This window comes from Kineococcus endophyticus (assembly GCF_040796495.1).
GTDB classification, from domain to species: Bacteria; Actinomycetota; Actinomycetes; order Actinomycetales; family Kineococcaceae; genus Kineococcus; species Kineococcus endophyticus.
The window spans coordinates 161468-180523 of record NZ_JBFNQN010000007.1; the positions used below are offsets into that span (position 1 = coordinate 161468).

Sequence of the window (19056 nt, forward strand, 5' to 3'; positions counted from 1 at the left end):
GGTGCGGGGCGGGTGGGTCAGCCGCGCTGGACCTGTTCCCAGGTCCGCTTGCGGACGGCGGGGCCGTCGTCGGGGGCGCCGTTCGCGAGCCCGTTGCGGCCCTCGTGGTAGTCGCCGACCTGGTCGGCCGCCGGCCGCGACAGGTCGGGGTCGCTGACGGCCACCGCGTGCACGTGCAGCGGCCACCGGCCCTGCGCCGGGGTGCGCAGCCAGGCCGCGAAACCCACCTCCCGCAGCGCGGTGACGAGGGCGCGGCGCTGGGCCGGGGTGAGCCCTTCGGCGTCGAGGTCGAGGGCGCCGCCACCGTCGTGGGTGCCGGCCGAGGTCGGGTCGGCGCCGGGGGAGTAGGACCCCTGTTCGACGACGACCGGGACCGCGGCCCGTCGCCGGGCGGCCTGCAGCATGGCCAGCGTGCGGGCGTTGCAGGCGAAGCCCTGGACGGTGGTCCGCCCGCCCGTCGCCACGGGCCGCACCACGGTGAAGCGGCCCTGGCCCAGCCGTTCCAGCGACGCCCGGCCCGGCAGCCCCGTGGCGCCGAGGCCGCTGTAGCCGAGCGAGCGCTGCCACGCCGCGTAGGCCGCCACGGTGCGGGTGCCGAAGTGGCCGTCGACGTACCCGGCGGCGAGCAGGCCGCGGTCGGCGAGCGCCCGTTCGACGAGCCGGACGGCGGGGCCCGCCCCCGCGGTGGTGCCCTCGCCGGCCTTCGCCGGGTCCCACTGAGCCGCCAGCAGGACCGCCTCCATGGACACCGTGGGCAGCGTCGCGGCCGCGGCCCGGGGTGCGGCGGCCAGGGCGAGCGGGGCGGCGGCCAGGGCGCCGACGACGGTCCGCCGCCGTGCGCCGGGACCGTCCCGCAGGGTGTGCGACATCGCTCCTCCTCCTCGGGGGGCCGGGTGCTCCCGGCCGGTGCACCGACCCTCGTCGCGAGGGGCCGGGGGCGTCACGGGCAGCCCCTGCCCCCCGCCGTCCTTGTGCCGACCGGACCGCCGGGCCACAATGCGTGACCGTGCGTGACAGGGGGTCCGGTGCTGCGCCCGCTCCCGTGACGGGGGACGCCACGGGGGACTCCACGGGGGACTCCACGGGGGACTGCGCGGGGGACTTCGTCATCCGCTACGCCGACGAGACGTGCCCCCTCGCCGAGGGCGAGCGGCGCCGCTTCGGCCGCAGCGACGCCGAGCACGACATCACCGTCTGGGAGCAGGTCCGCGGCAACACCCTGTCCGTCGTGGCCGGAGAGCTCTGGTGCACCGAGGGCCAGGTCTGGGTGCGCAACCTCTCCAGCGCGCACGAGCTCGTCGTCGACGGACCGGGGGTCGTCTCCACCGTGCTGCCGCCGCGCGAACCGGACCGGCCGGGGCACGCCTGCTCGGTGCCGTGGCCGCAGGGATCGGTGCACGCGCCCAGCACCGGGTCCTGGCGCCTCGACGTCGGCCCCGCGACCCCGGACCCGGCGCTCGCGCCCCCTCCCGGGCCCCCTCCCGGGCCCCCTCCCGGGCCCGCTGACGCCCGGCGCGTCCCGCGCGACCTCGACCCCGTCGCCCGCGCGGTCTGCGCCCCCGTCCTCGCCGGCCGGCGCGACGGGGCCGGTGAGGAGGAGGTCTCCGTGGCGCTCGGTCTGCCGCGGACCACCGTCCGGCGGCACTTCGCCCGGCTCGCCGACGCCCTCGGCTGCGAGGACCCGTCCGCGGTGGACGGCCCGCAGCTGGCCCGGGTGCTGCTGGCCTCGCCCGTCCTGGGGACGGTCCGGGTGCCGGACGTGCCGGAGCAGCACCGCGACGTCGCCGAGGCCGTCTGCGCGCCGCTGCTGCGGGGCGCCCCCGGGCCCGCCACCTACGCCGAGGTCGCCGCCGTCCTGGGCGTCAGCGCCCGCACCGCCCGACGGCGCGTCGAGGCGCTCGTGGAGGAGTACGCCGGCACCGTGCGCGCCCTGCCCGGTGGCCTGCGGCCGGAGGACACCCTCACGGCGGCGGTCGCCCGGTTGCTGGTCCACCGCGGGAAGCTGCAGGGGAGCGCCGGTGGCTGACCTGCCCTTCCCCGACGGGTTCGAGCCCGTCGGGGCCCCCCTCGGCGTCGGGTCGACGGCCGTGGTGTGGCTGGCGCGGCGCACGGTCGACGGCCGGCTCAGCGCGCTGAAGGTGTGGCGGCGGCCGCTGGCCGGGCCCCGGGACCGCGAGCGCTTCGTGCGCGAGGTCCGCCGGCACGCCGACCTGGCCGCCACCAGCGGCCACCTCGTCTCCTACACCTGGGCCGAGCCGGACGCCGACCCGCCGTGGATCGCGGTGGAGCCCCACGGCCGGGCGCTCGCCGACGTCCTCGCCGCCGAGGGCCGTCCGCCCCTGGCGGAGGGTCTCGCGTGGGGGCACGACCTGCTGCTGGGGCTGGCCGCCGTGCACCGCAGCGGCGCCGTCCACCGGGACGTCGGCGTCGCCAACGTCCTCGTCCACGAGGGCCGGGCCAAGCTCTGCGACCTCGGTCTGTCCACGACCCAGGGAGCGGCCACGGAGGACCGTGCGGCGGGCACGCCCCGCTTCGTGGCCCCCGAGCTGCTGGCAGGGGCCGACCCCGACGCGCGCAGCGACGTGTACTCCGCGGCCGTCGTCCTGCGCGACGTCCTGGGCGAGGACCTGCCGGCCGGGCTGGAACAGACGGTGACGGCGGCGGCGTCCGTCCGGCCCGGGGACCGGCCGGTGGACGCCGGCGCCTTCGCACAGCGGCTCGCACGCGACGCCCGGGCCCTGGGCGTGGAGCTGCCCGCCGAACTGCCCCCCGGACCGCGCGCGGCGCTCGGACCCGGCGGGCTGGAGCGTGCGGTTCCCCGTGCCCGCTCCCGTCCTCGTCCTCGGCCACGCGCTCGGCTCGTCGGGGGCCTGGTCGGGGGTGTCGCCGCGCTCGCCGCCGGTGTCGTGGCGCTGTCGGCCGGCGGGTTCCTGGACGGTGACGCGCAGGACGCCGGGGGCGGTGCACCACCGCGCACCACGGCCGGCGGGACCGCGACCGGCGCCCCGGACGCCGCGACCGCCCGCGCCGACGTCGCCGCCGACGGGAGCCCGGTGGTGCTGCCCCCGGCGACGTCCGGCCGGTGCGACCAGGCGGTGACGGACGCCGACCCGGTGGCCCGCCCGGTGCTGACGCGCGCCGACGGCGTGGTCGTCGGGGAGGTGCGGCTCTTCCAGGCCCCGGACGGCGGGGAGGTGTGCGCCAAGCTCGTCAAGCCCGAGGGGTCACCCCTGCGCGGGCAGGAGACCCACCTCGCGCTGACGTTGTGCGGGCAGGGCGGCACCTGCGACCACGACTGGCACGCCTACCGGATCGACGCCGGCCCGGTGGTCGTCCCCGCCGTCGACGGGTGCGTGTCCTGGCGAGCCTCCGTGCTGGACGCCTCGGGGCGGGAGTGGTGGGTGCGGGACGCGACCGGGACGTGGTCCTGCGCCTGAGGTGTGCAGGAACGCTGCACCCGTCGGCACGGTGGTGGGTCATGATCGGAGGGTGAGCACTGCCCGGGCCCTGGCCGCCGGCCACCTGGGGGTCCAGGCCGTCGCGGTGCCGGTGTGGTGGGCCGGCCTGAGGCTCTCGCCGACGTTCCGACGGCCCTTCGAGCTCGGTGACCCGGCCGTGCTGGACTCCTTCGCCCCCGGCGACGTCGTCCTCGCGCTGACCTCGGCGGCCGCCGCCGTGCTCGTCCGCGCCGGGCACCCCGCGGCGGCCCCGGCGGCCGGTGTCGTCACCGCCGTCGTGGGCTGGAGCACCGTCCGCACGGTCCGGTGCGCGGCGGCGAGCCGCAGCGGCGGGCTCGGCGTCCTCGCGATGACGGCCGCGACGGCGGGCAGCGCCGTGGCCTGGGTGCTCGCACGGTCCACGCGGTGAGGCTCTACCGCGTCGCCCGGCCCGCGAGCCCCGCGCGGCACCTGGCCAAGACCCTCGGCTGGATGGTCGTGGTCTGGACCCTCGCCCTCCTCGCGCTGCCCGCGGTGCTGCGGACGGCCGAGCGCTGGCTGGGGGTCCCGACGTGGCCGCTGCCGGGGGGCCGGGTCGCGGGGCTCGCCCTCCTCGTCGCGGCGAGCGCGCTCGGGATCCGCTGCGCGGTCGCGATGGCGAGCGGGGAGGGGACGCCGGTGCCGTTCGACGCAGCCGCCCGGCTGGTCGTGACCGGCCCCTACCGCTGGGTGCGCAACCCCATGGCCGTCAGCGGGTGCACCCAGGCCCTCGGGGTGGCGCTGCTGGTCGGGTCGCCGTCGTACTACCTCGTGCCGGCCGCGGGGGCGCTGCTGCGGCAGTTCGTCATCAGGCCCTCGGAGGAGCGGTTCCTGCTGCAGCGCTTCGGGGACCCCTACGCGCGGTACCGGGACGCGGTCCCGTTGTGGGTGCCGGCGCGGCTACCGTGGGGCCGGTGATCCAGCACACCGTCGTCTTCACCCTGGTCCACGAACCCGGTTCCCCGGCCGAGGCGGAGTTCCTCACCACCGCCCGGCGCGACCTCGGTGCGCTCGAGGGTGTCGGCGGGTTCACCGTCCACCGGCAGGTCAGCGTGAAGAGCCCCGGGTCCTGGCAGTTCTCGATGGTCTTCGCCGACCAGGAGGCCTACGACGCCTACGACGCGCACCCGGTGCACCGCGCCTTCGTGGCCGACCGCTGGGCCCGCGAGGTCGCCGAGTTCCACGAGTACGACTTCGTCCGCTGGGACGGCTGAGGGTCCTCGTCCGGGAGTGGCGGGCCCCGGTTCCGAGAACCGCTGGGTAGGGTTCCGGATCGTGTCGCCGCTGGTCCGCATCGCGACGCGGACCTACCCGCCGGACGTGGGGGCCGCGCCGTTCCGCCTGCGCGCCCTGGCCCGGGCGCTCGTCGCCCGCGGCTGCGAGGTGGAGGTCCTCACGGCGTCCGCGACCCGCGCCGAGACCGCCGACGCCGGGGTGCGGACGCGCCGCCTGCCCGTGCTGCGGGACGCCGACGGCGTCGTGCGCGGGTACCTGCCCTACCTCTCCTTCGACGTCCCGCTCGCCGCGCGCCTGCTCACCGGCCGCCGTCCCGACGTCGTCGTGCACGAACCTCCGCCGACGACGGGCGTCGTCACGCGGCTCACGTCCCGGCTGCGGGGAGTGCCGTACGTCTCCTACCTGCCCGACGTGTGGTCCCAGGGCGCCGTCGCCGCGGGCGCCCCGGCTCCCGTGCTGCGCGCCGTCGCGGTCGCCGAACAGGCCTCGCTGCGCGGGGCGGCCCGCGTCCTGGCCGTCACGCAGGGCATGGCCGACGAGGTCGTGCGCGGCGGGGTCGACGCCTCGCGGGTGCGGGTCGTCGGCAACGGGGTGGACGTCGACGTGTTCCGACCCGCGGGAGGACTCGTTGCGGCGCAGGGGGTCCGCGTCGTCTACAGCGGCACGATGTCGGAGTGGCAGCGGGCGGAGGTCTTCGTCCACGGCTTCGCCCGGTTCGCCGCCGACCACCCCGGCGCGACGCTGACGATGGTCGGCGGGGGCGTCGACGTGCCGCGGCTGCGCGAGCTGGCCCGCACCGTCCCCGGGGTCGAGCTGCCCGGCACCGTCCCGCCCGAGCGCGCGGCCGAGCTGCTCGCCGGGGCCGACGTCGCGCTGGCCTCCCTCGTCCCGGGCAGCGGGTACGACCTCATGTCCCCGACGAAGATCTTCGCGGCCACCGCGTGCGGGACGCCCGTCCTCTTCGCGGGCGTGGGCAGCGGGGCCACGCTCGTGCGCGAGCACGACCTCGGCTGGGCCGTCGACCACGACCCCGACGCCGTCGCCGCCGCGCTGGGCGAGGTCCGGACGCCGTCGGCGGCGCAGCGCGACCGGCTGCGGCGGTGGGCCCTCGCGCACGGTTCGCTGGCCGCGGCGGCCGACCGCGCGGCCGACGCCGTCGTCGACCTGCTGTGAACCCTCCTGTCGTCGTCGTCACCGGTGGCTCGAGCGCCGGGGACGTGCTGACCCTCGTCGTCGCCGCCCTGTGGGTGCTCGTCCCGGGCGCCGCCGTGCTCGTCGCCGGCGGGGTGCGGCGGCTGCCGCTCCTGCTCGGCGCGGCGCCGGCCGTCTCGATCGGGGTGTCCACCGTCGCCGCCAGCGCCACCGGTGCGACGGGGACGCGGTTCGCGTGGTGGGGCGTGCTCACCGCCGCGCTGCTCCTCGCCGGCCTCTCCCGCCTCCTGCGCGGCCCCGTCCTTCCGGCGGAAAACACTCTTTCCGCCCTCGCAGGGCGGGGTGGGAGGGCGGAAGGTGTGCTTCCGGCCCGGGGGCCGCTGCTGGCCGCGGGCGTCCTCGTCCTGGCCGCCGCCGCGACGACGTGCGAGCTGTTCCGGCGGGGGATGGGCGCGCTCGCGACCCCGTCGCAGGAGCACGACACGATCACCCACACCCTCGTCACCGCGCGCATCCTGCGGACCGGCGACGCGGCCCCCTGGCGCGCGCAGGCCCTCGACGTCGTCACCGGCACACCCGCGCAGTACTACCCCGACGGCCTGCACCAGTGGGCGGCGCTCGTCGCGCAGACCGCCCGCGTCGACGCCGTCAGCGGGCTCAACGCCACGAGCGTCGTCGTGCTCGCCGTCGTCCAGACGCTCGGCCTGCTGGCGCTCGCCGACCGGGTGCTTCCGCCGCGGTGGCTGCCGGCCGGAGGCGTCGCGGCCGTGGCGTCGGCGCTCGCGTACCAGCCGCTGCTCGCGATGCACCACGACTCCGGCGCCCTGCCCAACGCGGCCGCCATCGCCCTGGCCCCCGGGGCGATCGCCCTGGTCCTGCCCCCGCGTGAGCTGCTGCCGTGGCGGGGGGTGGTCGGGCGGGTGCCGGCCGTCGCCCTCGCGTGCGCGGGGGCCGTGACCGTCCACCCCAGCGCCGCCCTCACCGTCGGCAGCGGGGTCCTCGGCGTCTGGGTCGTGTGGCTCGTGACGGACGCCTTCTCCGGCCTGCGCAGGACCCCCCGGGGGGCGGAGGACACACTTTCCGCCCCTGGGAGGGCCCTCCCGGGGGCGGATAGTGTGTTTTCCACGCGGGCGACCGGGCGCTGGCTGGTGGGGCTCGTGGTGGCCGGCGGGCTGGCGGGCGGGCTCGTCGGGACGTCGCTGCTGCAGGCCGCGTCGGCGGGCGGCGGGTCGAGCTCGCGCTTCGCACGCGACCTCGACCCGGAGTCCCTGCCCGACGCGCTGCACCGCGTCCTGACGCTCCCCTTGCAGGGCGGGATGGACCCGGCCGGGACCCAGGAGCAGTGGGTGCTGGCCGTCGCCGTCCTCGCGGGCCTCGCCCTCGCGGGACGCAGGGCCCTGCCCGTCGCGTTCGTCTGGCTGGTCTGGTCGGCGCTCTCGGTCGCCTACCTCGTCGACCTGCACGCCCCGGGCCTGGACCTCGTGTGGGACTCGGCCTGGAACTCCTACTACCGGGTCGTCGCGCACGGCAGTCCGTGGGCGTGGTTGCTCGCGGGGATCGCGGTCGTGCGGGTCGCCGGCTGGCTGACGCGTGGCCGACGGGCCGAGCCGGTCGTCGCGGCCGTCCTCGGACTCGCGCTGCTCGCGGGAGCCGCCGTGGAGTCGGGCCCCAGCGAGGTCCGGGCCCTGCGCGAGCGGTACGCCGACCCCGCCTACGAGCGCATCGACGCCGACGACCAGGCCGCCGCCCGCTACCTCGCCTCGGTCGTCCGTCCCGGTCAGCGGGTCATGAACTCCGGCAACGACGGCTCCACCTACGCCTACGTCCTGCAGGGCGTCCCGGTCCTCGCGACGACGGCCGTGCCGCTGGCCTCGCAGCCGGACCTGCGGGTGCTGGCCCGCGACCTGCGCGCCCTGACCCCGCAGGTGCGCGAGGTCCTGCGACGCGACGACGTCGCGTGGGTCGTCGTCGACTCCCTCGCGCCGGGTCTGCCCCTGCGCCCGGCGGACGCGGAGTTCTTCGGCGTCCCCGGGTACGCGGTGCCGCCGGGCCTCGTCGACCTCGACACCGCGCCGGGCTTCCGCCGGGTGTTCACGAGCGGGTCGGTGGGGGTCTGGGAGATCGAGAGTGCGGCGCAGGGCTCGTGACCTGGCACCCTGTGGCGGTGCCCCGCGCCGTCCCCGACCCCGACCAGGCCGCCGACACGACCCCCGTCCCCGAGAAGGTCGTGGCCGTCGTCGTCGCCTACGACCGCCGGGACCTGCTCCTGGCCGGGCTCGACGCGCTGGCCGCCCAGACGCGCCGCCCCGACGTCGTCGTGGTCGTCGACAACGCCAGCGGTGACGGCTCGCCCGTCGCCGTCCGGGAGTGGGCTGCGGCCCACGACCTGACGCTGGACATGCCGGTCGACCTGGTCGAGCTGCCCCGCAACACCGGGGGCGCGGGCGGGTTCGCCGCGGGCCTGGCCCGCGCGGTCCACCGGCACGCCGCCGACGCCGTCTGGCTCATGGACGACGACACCGTGCCCCGCCCCAGCGCCCTGGCCGAGTCGCTCATCGCGTTGCGCCGCACCGGGTCCGCCCTCGTCGCCAGCCGCGTCGTGTGGACCGACGGCCGCGACCACCCGATGAACACCCCCCGTGAACGTCCCGGGGTCGACGCCACGGAGGCGCGTGCCGCGTACGCCGCCGGCTGCGTGCCGGTGCGCTCGGCGAGCTTCGTGGCGCTGCTGCTCGACGCGCGGGCCGTGCGCGAGGACGGCCTGCCGCAGGCCGCGTTCTTCCTGTGGAACGACGACTTCGAGTACACGACGCGCCTGCTGCGCCACCGCCGCGGGGTCGCCTGCGCGGCCAGCGTCGTCGAGCACCGGACGAAGGTCTTCGGCGGCGCCGACGCCGACCCGGGGGAGCGGTTCGTCCTGGAGGTCCGCAACAAGCTCTGGACGTTCACCCGGTCCCGCCCGCTCGGCGCGAAGGACACCGTCCTCTACGGCGGGGCGACGGCGCGCCGCTGGGTGCGCACGCTGGCCCGTTCGCAGCGGCGCGACGTCCTGCTGCGCGGGCTGGTCGACGGGCTGCGGCAGGGCGCCCGCCGCCCCGCGACCACCGCGACCGTCCTGGCCGGGCTCGGGGAGGTGTCCGACGACGTCCGCGCCGTCGAGGCGGCGGCCGGCCGCGCGCCCCTCACCCCGGCCGACCCCACCAGCGAGCTGCCGCCGTTCTCCGTCCTGCTGCCCGTCTGGGCCCGCGACGACGTCGCGCAGCTGCGCCGGGCGCTCGACAGCGTCACCGTCGACCAGGAGCTGCGCCCCGACGAGGTCCTCCTCGTGCGCGACGGGCCCGTCCCGCCCGACCTGCAGCGCGCCCTCGACGAGCTGTCGGCCCGCCCGGAGGTCCGCGTCCTGGAGCTGCCCGCGAACGTCGGACTGGCGCGCGCCCTGGAGGAGGGGCTGCAGCGCACCACCTTCGACGTGGTGGCCCGGATGGACGCCGACGACGTCAGCCTGCCCGGCCGGTTCGCCGCCCAGCTGCCGCTCATCGCGGCCGGGGCCGACCTCGTCGGCGCGGGGCTGCTGGAGATCGGTGCCGACGAGGACGACGTCGTGGCCCGCCGCACCCCGCCGACGGGCGCCGCCGAGATCGCCCGGTACGCCCGCTTCCACGACCCGTTCAACCACCCGACGGTCGTCTACCGGCGGTCGGCCGTGGCCGCCGCGGGCGGGTACCGGGACCTGGACCTCATGGAGGACTACTGGCTCTTCGCGCGCATGATCGCCGCGGGGGCCCGGGTCGAGAACCTGCCCGACCCGCTCGTGAAGTACCGCGTGGGTGCCTCCCCGGACGCCGGGTCCTACGCCCGCCGCGGGGGGCTGCGGCTCTTCCGCTCCGAGCTCACCCTCCAGCGGCACCTGCGCGCCGAGGGGTTCACCACCCCCGCGCAGGCCGTCCGCAACGTCGTCGTCCGCGGTGGCTACCGCTTCGTGCCCACGCGCGTGCGCACCGCCGCCTACCGCACCCTGATCGCGAGAGGGGGGAGCCGGTGACCGCCGTCTCCGACACCAGACCGCCCGCCGACCCGGGGGCCGTCGCGCGCGTCCCGGAGGTCCGCTCGATCACCGGTCTGCGCATCGTCGCGGCCGTCTGGGTCCTGCTCTTCCACTGGAAGTTCACCCCGCTGCCGGACTGGGAGCGGGTGCGGGCCTTCCTCACGCCCGTCACCGACTCCGGGCACCTCGGCGTCGACCTCTTCTACGTGATCTCCGGCTTCGTCATCACGCTCACCTACGTGGACAAGATGGGCCGCCGCCCCCGTCTCGGCGGCTGGCTCAGCTTCTGGTGGGCGCGCATCTGCCGCGTGTGGCCCGCCTACGCCGTCGTCGTGGTGCTCTTCGGGATCTGGCTGCTGTGGCGGCGCAGCGTCGACCCCGCGTTCTACGCCTACCAGGGCGTCCAGCCCGACCTCGGCTGGCGCAGCTGGGTCGAGCAGCTCCTCCTCGTGCAGCTGTGGCACCGCCCCGACTTCGACGGGGCCAGCTTCGTCGGCGCGACGTGGTCGGTCTCGGCCGAGATGGCCGCCTACGTCGCCTTCCCCGTGCTCGCCCTCGTCCTGCACCGGCTGAAGAAGCTCCCGTGGTGGGTCCTCGTCGCGGGCGCCGTCGCGCTCATGGCCCCGGCGGCCCTGCGCAGCTACCAGACCGGCGTCATCTACTGGGACTACAGCTGGCTCGAGCGGATCTTCACGTGCTTCGGGGCCGGGGCCCTGGTGTGCCTGGCGGTCCGGAAGCTCCAGGCCGGGCCCGTGTCGGGCCCCCGCGCCGCCGCGTGGGCGCCGCGGATCGCGTGGATCCTCGTGCTGGAGTGCGTGCTCGTCGTGGGCTGGGCCGCCGGTCGCCCCTACGACCGCTTCGCCACCGTGGCCGTCCTCTTCCCGCTGCTCGTCGGGGCGCTCGCGCTGACCGACCGCGGGCCGTCGGCCTGGCTGTCCCGGCCCTCGATCGTGCTCGGCGGGCGCATCTCGTACAGCGTCTACCTCGTGCACGTGCCGGTGTACGAGATCTTCTGGACCTTCCAGAAGACTGTCCCGCAGATCGCTCCCGGTGGTCCGTGGACGAGCTTCCTCGTGCCCAACCTGCCGGTCGTCGCGATCGGCCTCGGGTGGGTCCTGTGGAGGTTCGTCGAGGAACCCGCCCGCCGCCGCCTGCGCGACCTCGGCCGCGCGCGTCGCCTGCGCCGGGACGGGGCCCGGGACGGCTACGCTGACGCCACCATGACCCATGCCGCTTCAGAGCACAGCCCTGCCCCCGAGCAGCACGCAGCGACCCGGACCGAGCGAACGAGGGTGACCGAGCAGTGAACGCAGACCTCGTCGTCGTCGGATCGGGCTTCTTCGGGCTCACCGTGGCCCGCCAGTGCGCGGAGGACCTGGGGCTGAAGGTCCTGGTCATCGACCGCCGCGACCACATCGGCGGCAACGCCTACTCCGAGGCGGAGCCGGAGACGGGCATCGAGGTGCACCGGTACGGCGCGCACCTGTTCCACACCTCCAACGAGCGGGTCTGGCAGCACGTCAACCGGTTCACGAAGTTCACGCCCTACGTGCACCGCGTGTTCTCGACGTACTCCGGCGGCGTCTACTCGATGCCGGTCAACCTGCACACGATCAACCAGTACTTCGGCAAGGCCCTCGGGCCGGCCGCCGCGCGCGCCCTCGTCGCCGAGCAGGCCGGCGAGATCGACACCGCGGCCGCCGACAACTTCGAGGACAAGGCGATCTCCCTCATCGGGCGCCCCCTCTACGAGGCGTTCTTCAAGGGCTACACCGCCAAGCAGTGGCAGACCGACCCGCGCAACCTGCCCGGGGCGACGGTCACCCGCCTGCCGGTCCGCTACAACTACGACAACCGCTACTTCAACGACACCTACGAGGGTCTGCCCGTCGACGGGTACACCGCGTGGCTGGAGCGGCTCGCCGACCACGAGAACATCGAGGTCCGCCTCGGCACCGACTTCTTCGACGCCTCCCAGGAGGTCTCGAAGGCGAACGTCGCGGGCAACGTCCCGGTCGTCTACACGGGTCCGGTCGACACGTACTTCGGCGACGCCGAGGGCCAGTTGTCGTGGCGCACGCTCGACTTCGAGCAGGAGGTCCTGCCGGTCGAGGACTTCCAGGGCGTGCCGGTCATGAACTACGCCGACGAGGACGTGCCCTACACCCGGATCCACGAGTTCCGGCACTTCCACCCCGAGCGGGACTACCCGAAGGACAAGACCGTGATCATGCGGGAGTTCTCCCGCTTCGCGGTCGCCGGCGACGAGCCGTACTACCCCGTGAACACCCCCGAGGACCGGCAGAAGCTGCTGGCCTACCGGGACCTGGCGTCGCGCGAGAAGGACGTCCTGTTCGGCGGCCGGCTCGGCACGTACAAGTACCTCGACATGCACATGGCGATCGGTGCGGCCCTGTCGATGGTGGACAACAAGCTGACGCCGCACTTCAAGGACGGGGCGGCCCTCGTGGCCGGGGGAGTGGACGCATGACGACTGTGACGCACGGCACCGACCTGCACCTCGAGGGCTCCCAGGGGCTCGCGCCGGACGACGGCGTGTGGCGCGAGGTCCACCGCATCGTGTTCCCGAGCAAGGCCGACATCGACGTCCTGCCGCTGTACGTCGACTTCTCGCAGTCGGAGGGGTACGCCTCGGCGGACACCGACTCGATGGAGTTCGTCAACACCGGTGTCGCCGAGTCCGACACCGAGGCCGCCGGGAACCGGCGCAGCCTCACCGTCCCGGCCGGCAAGCGGTACTCCCTCGGGTCGTACTTCAACGCGTTCCCGGCCAGCTACTGGCGCAAGTGGACGCGCGCCGAGGAGATCCGCTTCGTCGGGACGTTCACCGGCCACGGCACCGTCACGCTGTTCAAGTCCAACGCCCGCGGTTCCCGCCAGCGCGTCACGTCGTGGCGCGTCGAGGGCGAGGCGCGGCTGTCCGAGGACCTGACGCTCGCCCCCTTCGCCGACGGCGGCTGGTACTGGATCGACGTCGCCGGCGGCGCCGAGGAGCTCACGCTCGTCGAGGCCGCGTGGAGCGCCCCCGTCGCCGACCAGCCCGCGGGCAAGGCGTCCATCGGCGTCACGACGATGAACCGTCCCGACTACTGCGTGAAGACGCTCAACGCCCTCGCGGCGGACGCGTCCGTGCTCGAGGTCCTCGACGAGATCGTCATCGTCGACCAGGGCACGCAGAAGCTGCGTGAGCAGGAGGGCTACGAGGAGGTCGCGGCGCTCCTCGGCTCCAAGCTGCGCGTCATCGACCAGGCCAACCTCGGCGGGTCCGGCGGGTTCGCCCGCGGCATGTTCGAGGCCGTCCGCGGCGAGAAGAGCAAGTACGTCCTGCTCCTCGACGACGACGTGAACATCGAGCCCGAGGGCATCGTCCGCGCCGTGCAGTTCGGCGACGCGTGCCGCAAGCCGACCCTCGTCGGTGGGCACATGTTCGACATGTACGACCGCTCGGTGCTGCACACGCTGGGCGAGTCGGTGAACCTCTACCGGTTCTTCTGGGGCCCGGCGCGCGGGCTGTACCACGGCCACAACCTGGCGGCCTCGAACCTGCGCCAGACGCCGTGGATGCACCGCCGCGTCGACACCGACTACAACGGCTGGTGGATGTGCCTCATCCCCGTCGAGGTCGTCAAGGAGATCGGGCTCTCGCTGCCCGCCTTCATCAAGTGGGACGACGCCGAGTACGGCCTGCGCGCCATGGAGCACGGCTACTCGACGGTGTCGCTGCCGGGCGCCTGCGTCTGGCACGTGTCGTGGAACGACAAGGACGACACGATCGACTGGCAGGCCTACTACCACGAGCGCAACCGCTTCCTCGTGGCGCTGCTGTACTCCCCGTACGAGCGCGGTGGCCGGCTGTTCCGCGAGAGCAGCTACACCGACGTCAAGCACCTCATCTCGATGCAGTACTACGCCCAGACCCTGCGGAACCGGGCGCTGTCCGACCTGCTCAAGGGGCCGGGCCACCTGCACGAGACCCTCGGCACGACGCTGCCGGCGATCCGCGCCGCCCGCGCCGAGCACCCCGACGCCCAGGTCGAGGCCGAACCGGACGCGTTCCCCTCGCCCACCCGCGGCAAGCCCGCGCACAAGGGCAAGGAGCCGAAGCCGCCGAAGCGCGTCACGCTGCTGCCGTGGGCGGCCCAGGCCGCGCTGCGTCAGCTCAAGCCCGTCAAGCCCGAGGCCAACGAGCGTCCGGACGCGACGCTGGCGGCGGCCGACGGCAAGTGGTGGGAGCTGTCCCTCTACGACTCCGCCGTCGTCTCGATGGCGGACGGCAAGGGGGCGGTCTGGTACCGCCGCGACGCGAAGAAGTTCCGGTCGCTGCTCGCCGAGTCCGCCGACCTGCACCGCCGGATGCTCACGTCGTGGCCGCAGCTGCGTGCTGCCTACAAGGCCGCGCTGCCGGAGATCACGTCCATGGAGGCGTGGGCGAAGACCTTCGGGGTCGACTTGTCGAAGCCGGCGGAGAACCGCTGACCGTGGCCGTCGACACGACTGCACCGCTGGTAGCCCCGGGCCACGGCTCGGGGCTGCTGGACGTCGTCCCGTACCGGTACCTGCTCAAGCTCCTCGTCCGCAAGGAGATGCGGGTCCGGTACCGCGGGTCCGTCATGGGCCTGCTCTGGTCGTACGTGAAGCCCGGCGTCCAGTTCGCCGTCTTCTACTTCGCGATGGGGGAGTTCCTCCGGCTCAACGAGTCGGTGCCCAACTTCGCGGTGTACCTGTTCTCCGGCATCGTCGTGATCAACTTCTACACCGAGGCGTTCGGCAACGCGACGCGCTCGGTGGTGGGCAACGCGCCCCTCATCAAGAAGATCTTCCTGCCGCGCGAGCTGTTCTCGGTCTCCTCGGCGTGGGTGGCCTCCATCCACTTCCTGCCCCAGCTGATCGTGCTGCTCATCGCGTGCGTCGCGACGGGGTGGCGGCCGGGGCCGGTGCAGATCCTCGCCGGCCTGCTCGGGTTCGTCGTCGTCGCGGTCCTCGCGGTAGGTCTCGGTCTGCTCTTCGGGGCGGTCAACGTGCTGTACCGCGACTTCGAGAACATCGTCGACCTGCTGCTCATGGTCGTGACGTGGACCTCGCCCGTCCTCTACGACTGGCAGAAGGTCGCCGCCGCCGTCGGCGGGCCCGACTCCTGGTTCATGACCCTCTACCAGCTGAACCCCGTGACCGCGGCCGTCGAGCTGTTCCACTGGGCGTTCTGGTACCCCACGGGCGGGGTGCGCGAGGCGGCCGTCCCGCCGCCGCTGCCGCCGCACCTGCTGTGGTCCGGGCTCTGGGGGCTCCTCATCGCCCTCGTGTTCCTCGCGGTGGGGCAGGTCGTGTTCCGCCGCATCGAAGGCCGTTTCGCGCAGGAGCTGTGATGAGCGTGACTGACTCGAACCCTGCGTCGAACTCCGGACCCGGCTCCTCCGACTCCCGCACGTCGGGCGTCCCCACGGCCATCGAGGTGCGGGGCCTCGTCAAGGACTTCACCCTGCGCCACAACCGCTCCCTCAAGGAGCTGGCGATGGCGAAGATCCGTAAGCGCCCCATCTCGGACTCCTTCCGCGCGCTGCACGGCATCGACCTGACCGTCCACCAGGGCGAGTCGCTCGCGCTGCTCGGGTTCAACGGCTCCGGCAAGTCGACGCTGCTCAAGCTGATCTCCGGCGTCATGCGCCCGGACGAGGGCACCATCGGCGTCCGCGGCCGCATCGCCGGGCTCATCGAGGTCGGCGCCGGATTCCACCCCGACCTCACGGGCCGGGAGAACGTCTTCCTCAACGGCGCCATCCTCGGGATGGACGAGGCGACGATCACCGCCCGCTTCGACGACATCGTCGCGTTCAGCGAGATCGAGCGCTTCATCGACACCGAGGTGAAGTTCTACTCCTCCGGGATGTTCCTGCGGCTGGCCTTCGCCGTCGCGGTGCACACCGACCCCGAGGTGTTCCTCATCGACGAGATCCTGTCGGTGGGCGACGAGCCGTTCCAGAAGAAGTGCCTGGCCCGCATCGAGGAGCTGCGCGCCGAGGGCCGCACCCTCGTCATCGTCAGCCACGACCTCGACATGGTCGCGGGCCTCTGCACCCGAGGGATCCTGCTCGAGCAGGGCCGCGTCGTGGCCGACGACACCGCCGAGCGCGTCGTGGCCCGGATGCGGGGGCAGGGGTGAGCAGCGGTGTGACGGACGCGGTCCGGACGGCACCGCCGGGTCGGCCCGTCTCCCGCGTCGGTGCGCTCGTCCCCGCCTTGGGGGTCGGCGTGCTCGCGGCGGCGACGTTCGTCCTGCTGCGCACCGCACTCGTCGACGACGCGTACATCACCCTCGCCTACGCGCGGAACCTCGCGCTGCACGGCACGTGGGGCCTGCTGTCGGACGTGCAGTCCAACACCGCGACGTCCCCGCTGTGGGTGCTGCTGCTCGGGGCGGTGACGTTCGTCGTGCGCCGGCCCGTCGTGGCGCTCGGGCTCCTGCACGTGCTCGTCGCGGTCGGGCTGACGCTGTCGCTGACCTCGGCCGCGCGCCGGACCCGGCTGCCCGCGTGGGTGGGTCCCGTCGCGGCCGTCGCGGTCGGGGTGAACCCGCTGCTGCTCAGCTCGGTCGGGCTGGAGTCGGCGTTCCTGGTCCTGCTGCTGTCGCTGCTGCTGCTGACCGCGGTGCAGGGCCGGGCGCTGCCGTTCGGGCTCGTCGCCGGGGCGGTGTTCCTCACGCGCATGGACGCCGGCGTCGTCATCGCCGTCGTCACGCTGCTGACGCCCGCGGTCCTGCGCCGCGTGTGGGTCGCGGTGCCCGCGGCCCTCGTCGTCGTGCTGCCGTGGATGGCGTGGAGCTGGTTCGTCCTCGGCTCGGCCGTCCCGGACACCGTGGTCATCAAGACGCTGCAGAAGTCGTGGGAGCAGTACGACGTCACCAACGGCGCGCAGATGTACGTCGAGGTCTACGGGCTCACGGCCGTGCTGGCGTTCCTGCCCGTCGTCCTCGGCGGGCTCGGCTGGTGCGTCCTCGCCGCGTTCGCCTGGACGGGCCGCCGCGTCGAGGGGGACGGGCCCCGGTTGTGGCCGTGGCTCGTCACCGGGATCGCCGGCGTCGCCCACTACGCCGCGCTGTCGGTCCTCGGAGTCCCCCCGTACCACTGGTACTACGCGGTGCTCGTCGCCCTGTCGACGTTCACAGCCGTCGCCGCCCTCGGCGTGCTGTTCCGGACCGTCGAGGTCCGGCCCGTCGGTCTCGGAGCCGGGCTCGCGGCCGTCGTCGTGCTCGTGGCCAGCGTCGGCGTCGACCTGCGCGCGGGCACCCCGTGGCGCATCGCGCCGATCCAGACGAACTGGGCCGAACCCTCGCAGTACACGCAGGTCGCCCTCGGCGTGCAGCAGGTGCTGCGCGAGCGCGGCGGTCCGCAGCACGTCACGTCGCCGGGCGAGGTCGGTCACCTCGCCTACGTCTGCGACTGCGTCGTGGACTACTTCGGGGACCCGGCCCGCGTGCAGCCGATGATCGACCAGGTCGAGGCCGAGGCGTCCCCGCTCGGCAAGCGGCTCCTGGAGTGGAACTTCAGCCACCGGGACACGGCCGCCGAACCCGTGCCCGTCGCGGGGGACCTGTTCCGGTTCGACCGCGGCACCGAACCCCCCGCGGCGCGCGGCCTGCCCACGTGGCCGGTCACGACGACGTGGGACATGCCCCTGTCCGACATCGTCCTGCTCCCGGCGGGTGGTCTGTGAACACGTGGTCCGACAACGGTCGGCAGAAGGTGGCGGAGCTGGACCTCGCGGTCCTGCGCGCCGTCCAGGAGAAGGTCGCCTTCCCGGGCGTCGTGCCCGTCGCGACGGGCCTGTCCCACGCGGGCGAGCACGCCGCGGCGTGGATCGGGATCGGCGCGGTGGGGTTCCTCGTGGACCGCCGCCGGCGCCGGGAGTGGGCCGTCGCCACGACCGCGGTCGTCGCCGCGCACGGCGCCTCCGTCGTGCTCAAGCGCGTCGCGCGCCGGCACCGCCCGCTGGACCACCTCGTCCAGGTGCGCGTGGGGACGCCGAGCCGCTGGAGCATGCCGAGCTCGCACGCGACGTCGACGACGGCCGCTGCGGTCGCGTTCGCCCCGCTGCTGCCCGTCCCGACGTGGCCGCTGGTCCCGGCGATGATGGCCTCCCGCCTCGTCCTCGGCGTGCACTACCCGAGCGACGTCACCGCGGGTGCCCTGGTGGGGGCCGCGACGGTGCGCGTCGTCCGGTCGCTCGCGGAGCGGTCCGGGTGAGCGTGACCGAGACCTCCGCGTCCGTGCTGCCCGCCTGGTTGCGGGCCATGCGCCCGCGGCAGTGGGTCAAGAACGTCCTCGTCCTCGCGCCGGTGTTCCCGGCCGGTTCGCAGGTCGGGCTCGACACGCTCACCGGCGTCGGCGTGGCCTTCGTGCTGTTCTGCCTCGTCTCCAGCGCCGTCTACCTCATCAACGACGCCAAGGACGTCGAGGCCGACCGGGCCCACCCGCGCAAGCGGTTCCGGCCGATCGCCGCCGGCGAGCTGAACGCCCGCACGGCCGTCGTCCTGGCCGTCGCGCTGGCGGTCGTCGCCCTCGTCGGCGGAGCGGTGTGGCAGCCCATGCTGGGCGTCGTCCTCGCCGTCTACTTCGCGATTCAGCTCGCGTACTGCTTCGGCGTCAAGCACGAACCCGTGCTGGAACTGGCCTGCGTCGCCTCGGGGTTCCTGCTGCGGATGCTCGCCGGCGGCACCGCCGGGGACATCCCGCTGTCGGGGTGGTTCCTGCTGACGACGGCGTTCGGGTCGCTGTTCATGGCGGCCGGCAAGCGGTACGGCGAGGCCCGCCGCGGCGAACTCACGGGGGAACCCGTGCGCCGCGTCGTGCAGAAGTACACGACGACGTACCTGCGGTTCGTCTGGACGCTCGCGGCGACCGTCGTCGTCACGACGTACGCGCTGTGGGCCGTCGAGGTCCTCGTGCCGCAGTCGGGGACCCAGCTCGCGACGTTGTCCGTCGTGCCGTTCATCCTCGCCGTGATGCGGTACGCCGTGGACGTCGACAAGGGGAACGCCGAGGAACCCGAGGAGATCGCCCTGCACGACAAGGTCCTCCTCGTGCTGGCCCTGGCCTGGTGCGGCTCGCTGCTGCTGGCGGTGTGGCTGTGATC

General features: G+C 74.5%; 17 protein-coding genes. 16 read left to right on the forward strand and 1 reads right to left on the reverse strand.

The annotated features are described in order from the left end of the window. Positions 1-17: 17 nt before the first annotated feature. Positions 18-869, reverse strand: a complete 852-nt coding sequence (locus tag AB1207_RS11670; RefSeq protein WP_367638470.1) for a peptidoglycan-binding domain-containing protein — start codon at positions 867-869, stop codon at positions 18-20. Positions 870-1006: 137 nt separating this feature from the next. Between AB1207_RS11670 and AB1207_RS11675 the strand changes: the two genes are divergently transcribed. From AB1207_RS11675 to AB1207_RS11750, 16 genes are all read left to right on the forward strand, one after another. Then, the gene (locus tag AB1207_RS11675) at positions 1007-2026 is read left to right on the forward strand and encodes a hypothetical protein (protein WP_367638471.1); all 1020 of its coding nucleotides are present in this window, start codon (positions 1007-1009) and stop codon (positions 2024-2026) included. Beyond that, the gene (locus tag AB1207_RS11680) at positions 2019-3437 is read left to right on the forward strand and encodes a protein kinase domain-containing protein (RefSeq protein ID WP_367638473.1); all 1419 of its coding nucleotides are present in this window, start codon (positions 2019-2021) and stop codon (positions 3435-3437) included. The genes AB1207_RS11675 and AB1207_RS11680 overlap by 8 nt, the downstream gene beginning before the upstream one ends. A gap of 52 nt (positions 3438-3489) precedes the next feature. Beyond that, positions 3490-3867 (forward strand): hypothetical protein, encoded by a 378-nt coding sequence (locus tag AB1207_RS11685; protein ID WP_367638474.1) that lies wholly within the window; start codon positions 3490-3492, stop codon positions 3865-3867. Beyond that, positions 3864-4394 (forward strand): methyltransferase family protein, encoded by a 531-nt coding sequence (locus AB1207_RS11690; protein WP_367638476.1) that lies wholly within the window; start codon positions 3864-3866, stop codon positions 4392-4394. Before AB1207_RS11685 ends, AB1207_RS11690 begins: the two co-directional genes overlap by 4 nt. Next, the gene (locus AB1207_RS11695) at positions 4391-4690 is read left to right on the forward strand and encodes a Dabb family protein (RefSeq protein WP_367638478.1); all 300 of its coding nucleotides are present in this window, start codon (positions 4391-4393) and stop codon (positions 4688-4690) included. Before AB1207_RS11690 ends, AB1207_RS11695 begins: the two co-directional genes overlap by 4 nt. A 61-nt stretch (positions 4691-4751) precedes the next feature. Beyond that, the gene (locus AB1207_RS11700) at positions 4752-5885 is read left to right on the forward strand and encodes a glycosyltransferase family 4 protein (RefSeq protein ID WP_367638479.1); all 1134 of its coding nucleotides are present in this window, start codon (positions 4752-4754) and stop codon (positions 5883-5885) included. Next, positions 5882-8011, forward strand: a complete 2130-nt coding sequence (locus AB1207_RS11705) for a DUF6541 family protein (protein ID WP_367638481.1) — start codon at positions 5882-5884, stop codon at positions 8009-8011. Before AB1207_RS11700 ends, AB1207_RS11705 begins: the two co-directional genes overlap by 4 nt. A 17-nt stretch (positions 8012-8028) precedes the next feature. Next, the gene (locus AB1207_RS11710; protein WP_367638482.1) at positions 8029-9906 is read left to right on the forward strand and encodes a glycosyltransferase; all 1878 of its coding nucleotides are present in this window, start codon (positions 8029-8031) and stop codon (positions 9904-9906) included. Then, positions 9903-11216, forward strand: a complete 1314-nt coding sequence (locus tag AB1207_RS11715) for an acyltransferase family protein (protein WP_367638484.1) — start codon at positions 9903-9905, stop codon at positions 11214-11216. The genes AB1207_RS11710 and AB1207_RS11715 overlap by 4 nt, the downstream gene beginning before the upstream one ends. Continuing rightward, complete coding sequence (gene glf, locus AB1207_RS11720; protein WP_367638485.1) at positions 11213-12400, forward strand: UDP-galactopyranose mutase; 1188 nt, start codon at positions 11213-11215, stop codon at positions 12398-12400. The genes AB1207_RS11715 and glf overlap by 4 nt, the downstream gene beginning before the upstream one ends. Then, positions 12397-14406 (forward strand): glycosyltransferase, encoded by a 2010-nt coding sequence (locus tag AB1207_RS11725; protein ID WP_367638486.1) that lies wholly within the window; start codon positions 12397-12399, stop codon positions 14404-14406. The genes glf and AB1207_RS11725 overlap by 4 nt, the downstream gene beginning before the upstream one ends. A gap of 2 nt (positions 14407-14408) precedes the next feature. Next, on the forward strand, positions 14409-15293 hold the full coding sequence (locus tag AB1207_RS11730; protein ID WP_367638487.1) for an ABC transporter permease: 885 nt from the start codon (positions 14409-14411) through the stop codon (positions 15291-15293). Beyond that, positions 15293-16087, forward strand: a complete 795-nt coding sequence (locus tag AB1207_RS11735; protein WP_367638489.1) for an ABC transporter ATP-binding protein — start codon at positions 15293-15295, stop codon at positions 16085-16087. Before AB1207_RS11730 ends, AB1207_RS11735 begins: the two co-directional genes overlap by 1 nt. Beyond that, a complete protein-coding gene (locus AB1207_RS11740; RefSeq protein WP_367638491.1) occupies positions 16084-17637 on the forward strand; it encodes a hypothetical protein in 1554 nt (517 codons plus the stop codon). The genes AB1207_RS11735 and AB1207_RS11740 overlap by 4 nt, the downstream gene beginning before the upstream one ends. A 53-nt stretch (positions 17638-17690) precedes the next feature. After that, a complete protein-coding gene (locus AB1207_RS11745; RefSeq protein ID WP_437178926.1) occupies positions 17691-18167 on the forward strand; it encodes a phosphatase PAP2 family protein in 477 nt (158 codons plus the stop codon). Beyond that, positions 18164-19054 carry a decaprenyl-phosphate phosphoribosyltransferase gene (locus AB1207_RS11750; RefSeq protein WP_367638493.1) on the forward strand — a complete coding sequence of 297 codons (891 nt, stop codon included), beginning with the start codon at positions 18164-18166 and terminating at the stop codon, positions 19052-19054. Before AB1207_RS11745 ends, AB1207_RS11750 begins: the two co-directional genes overlap by 4 nt. The last annotated feature ends 2 nt before the right edge of the window (positions 19055-19056 follow it).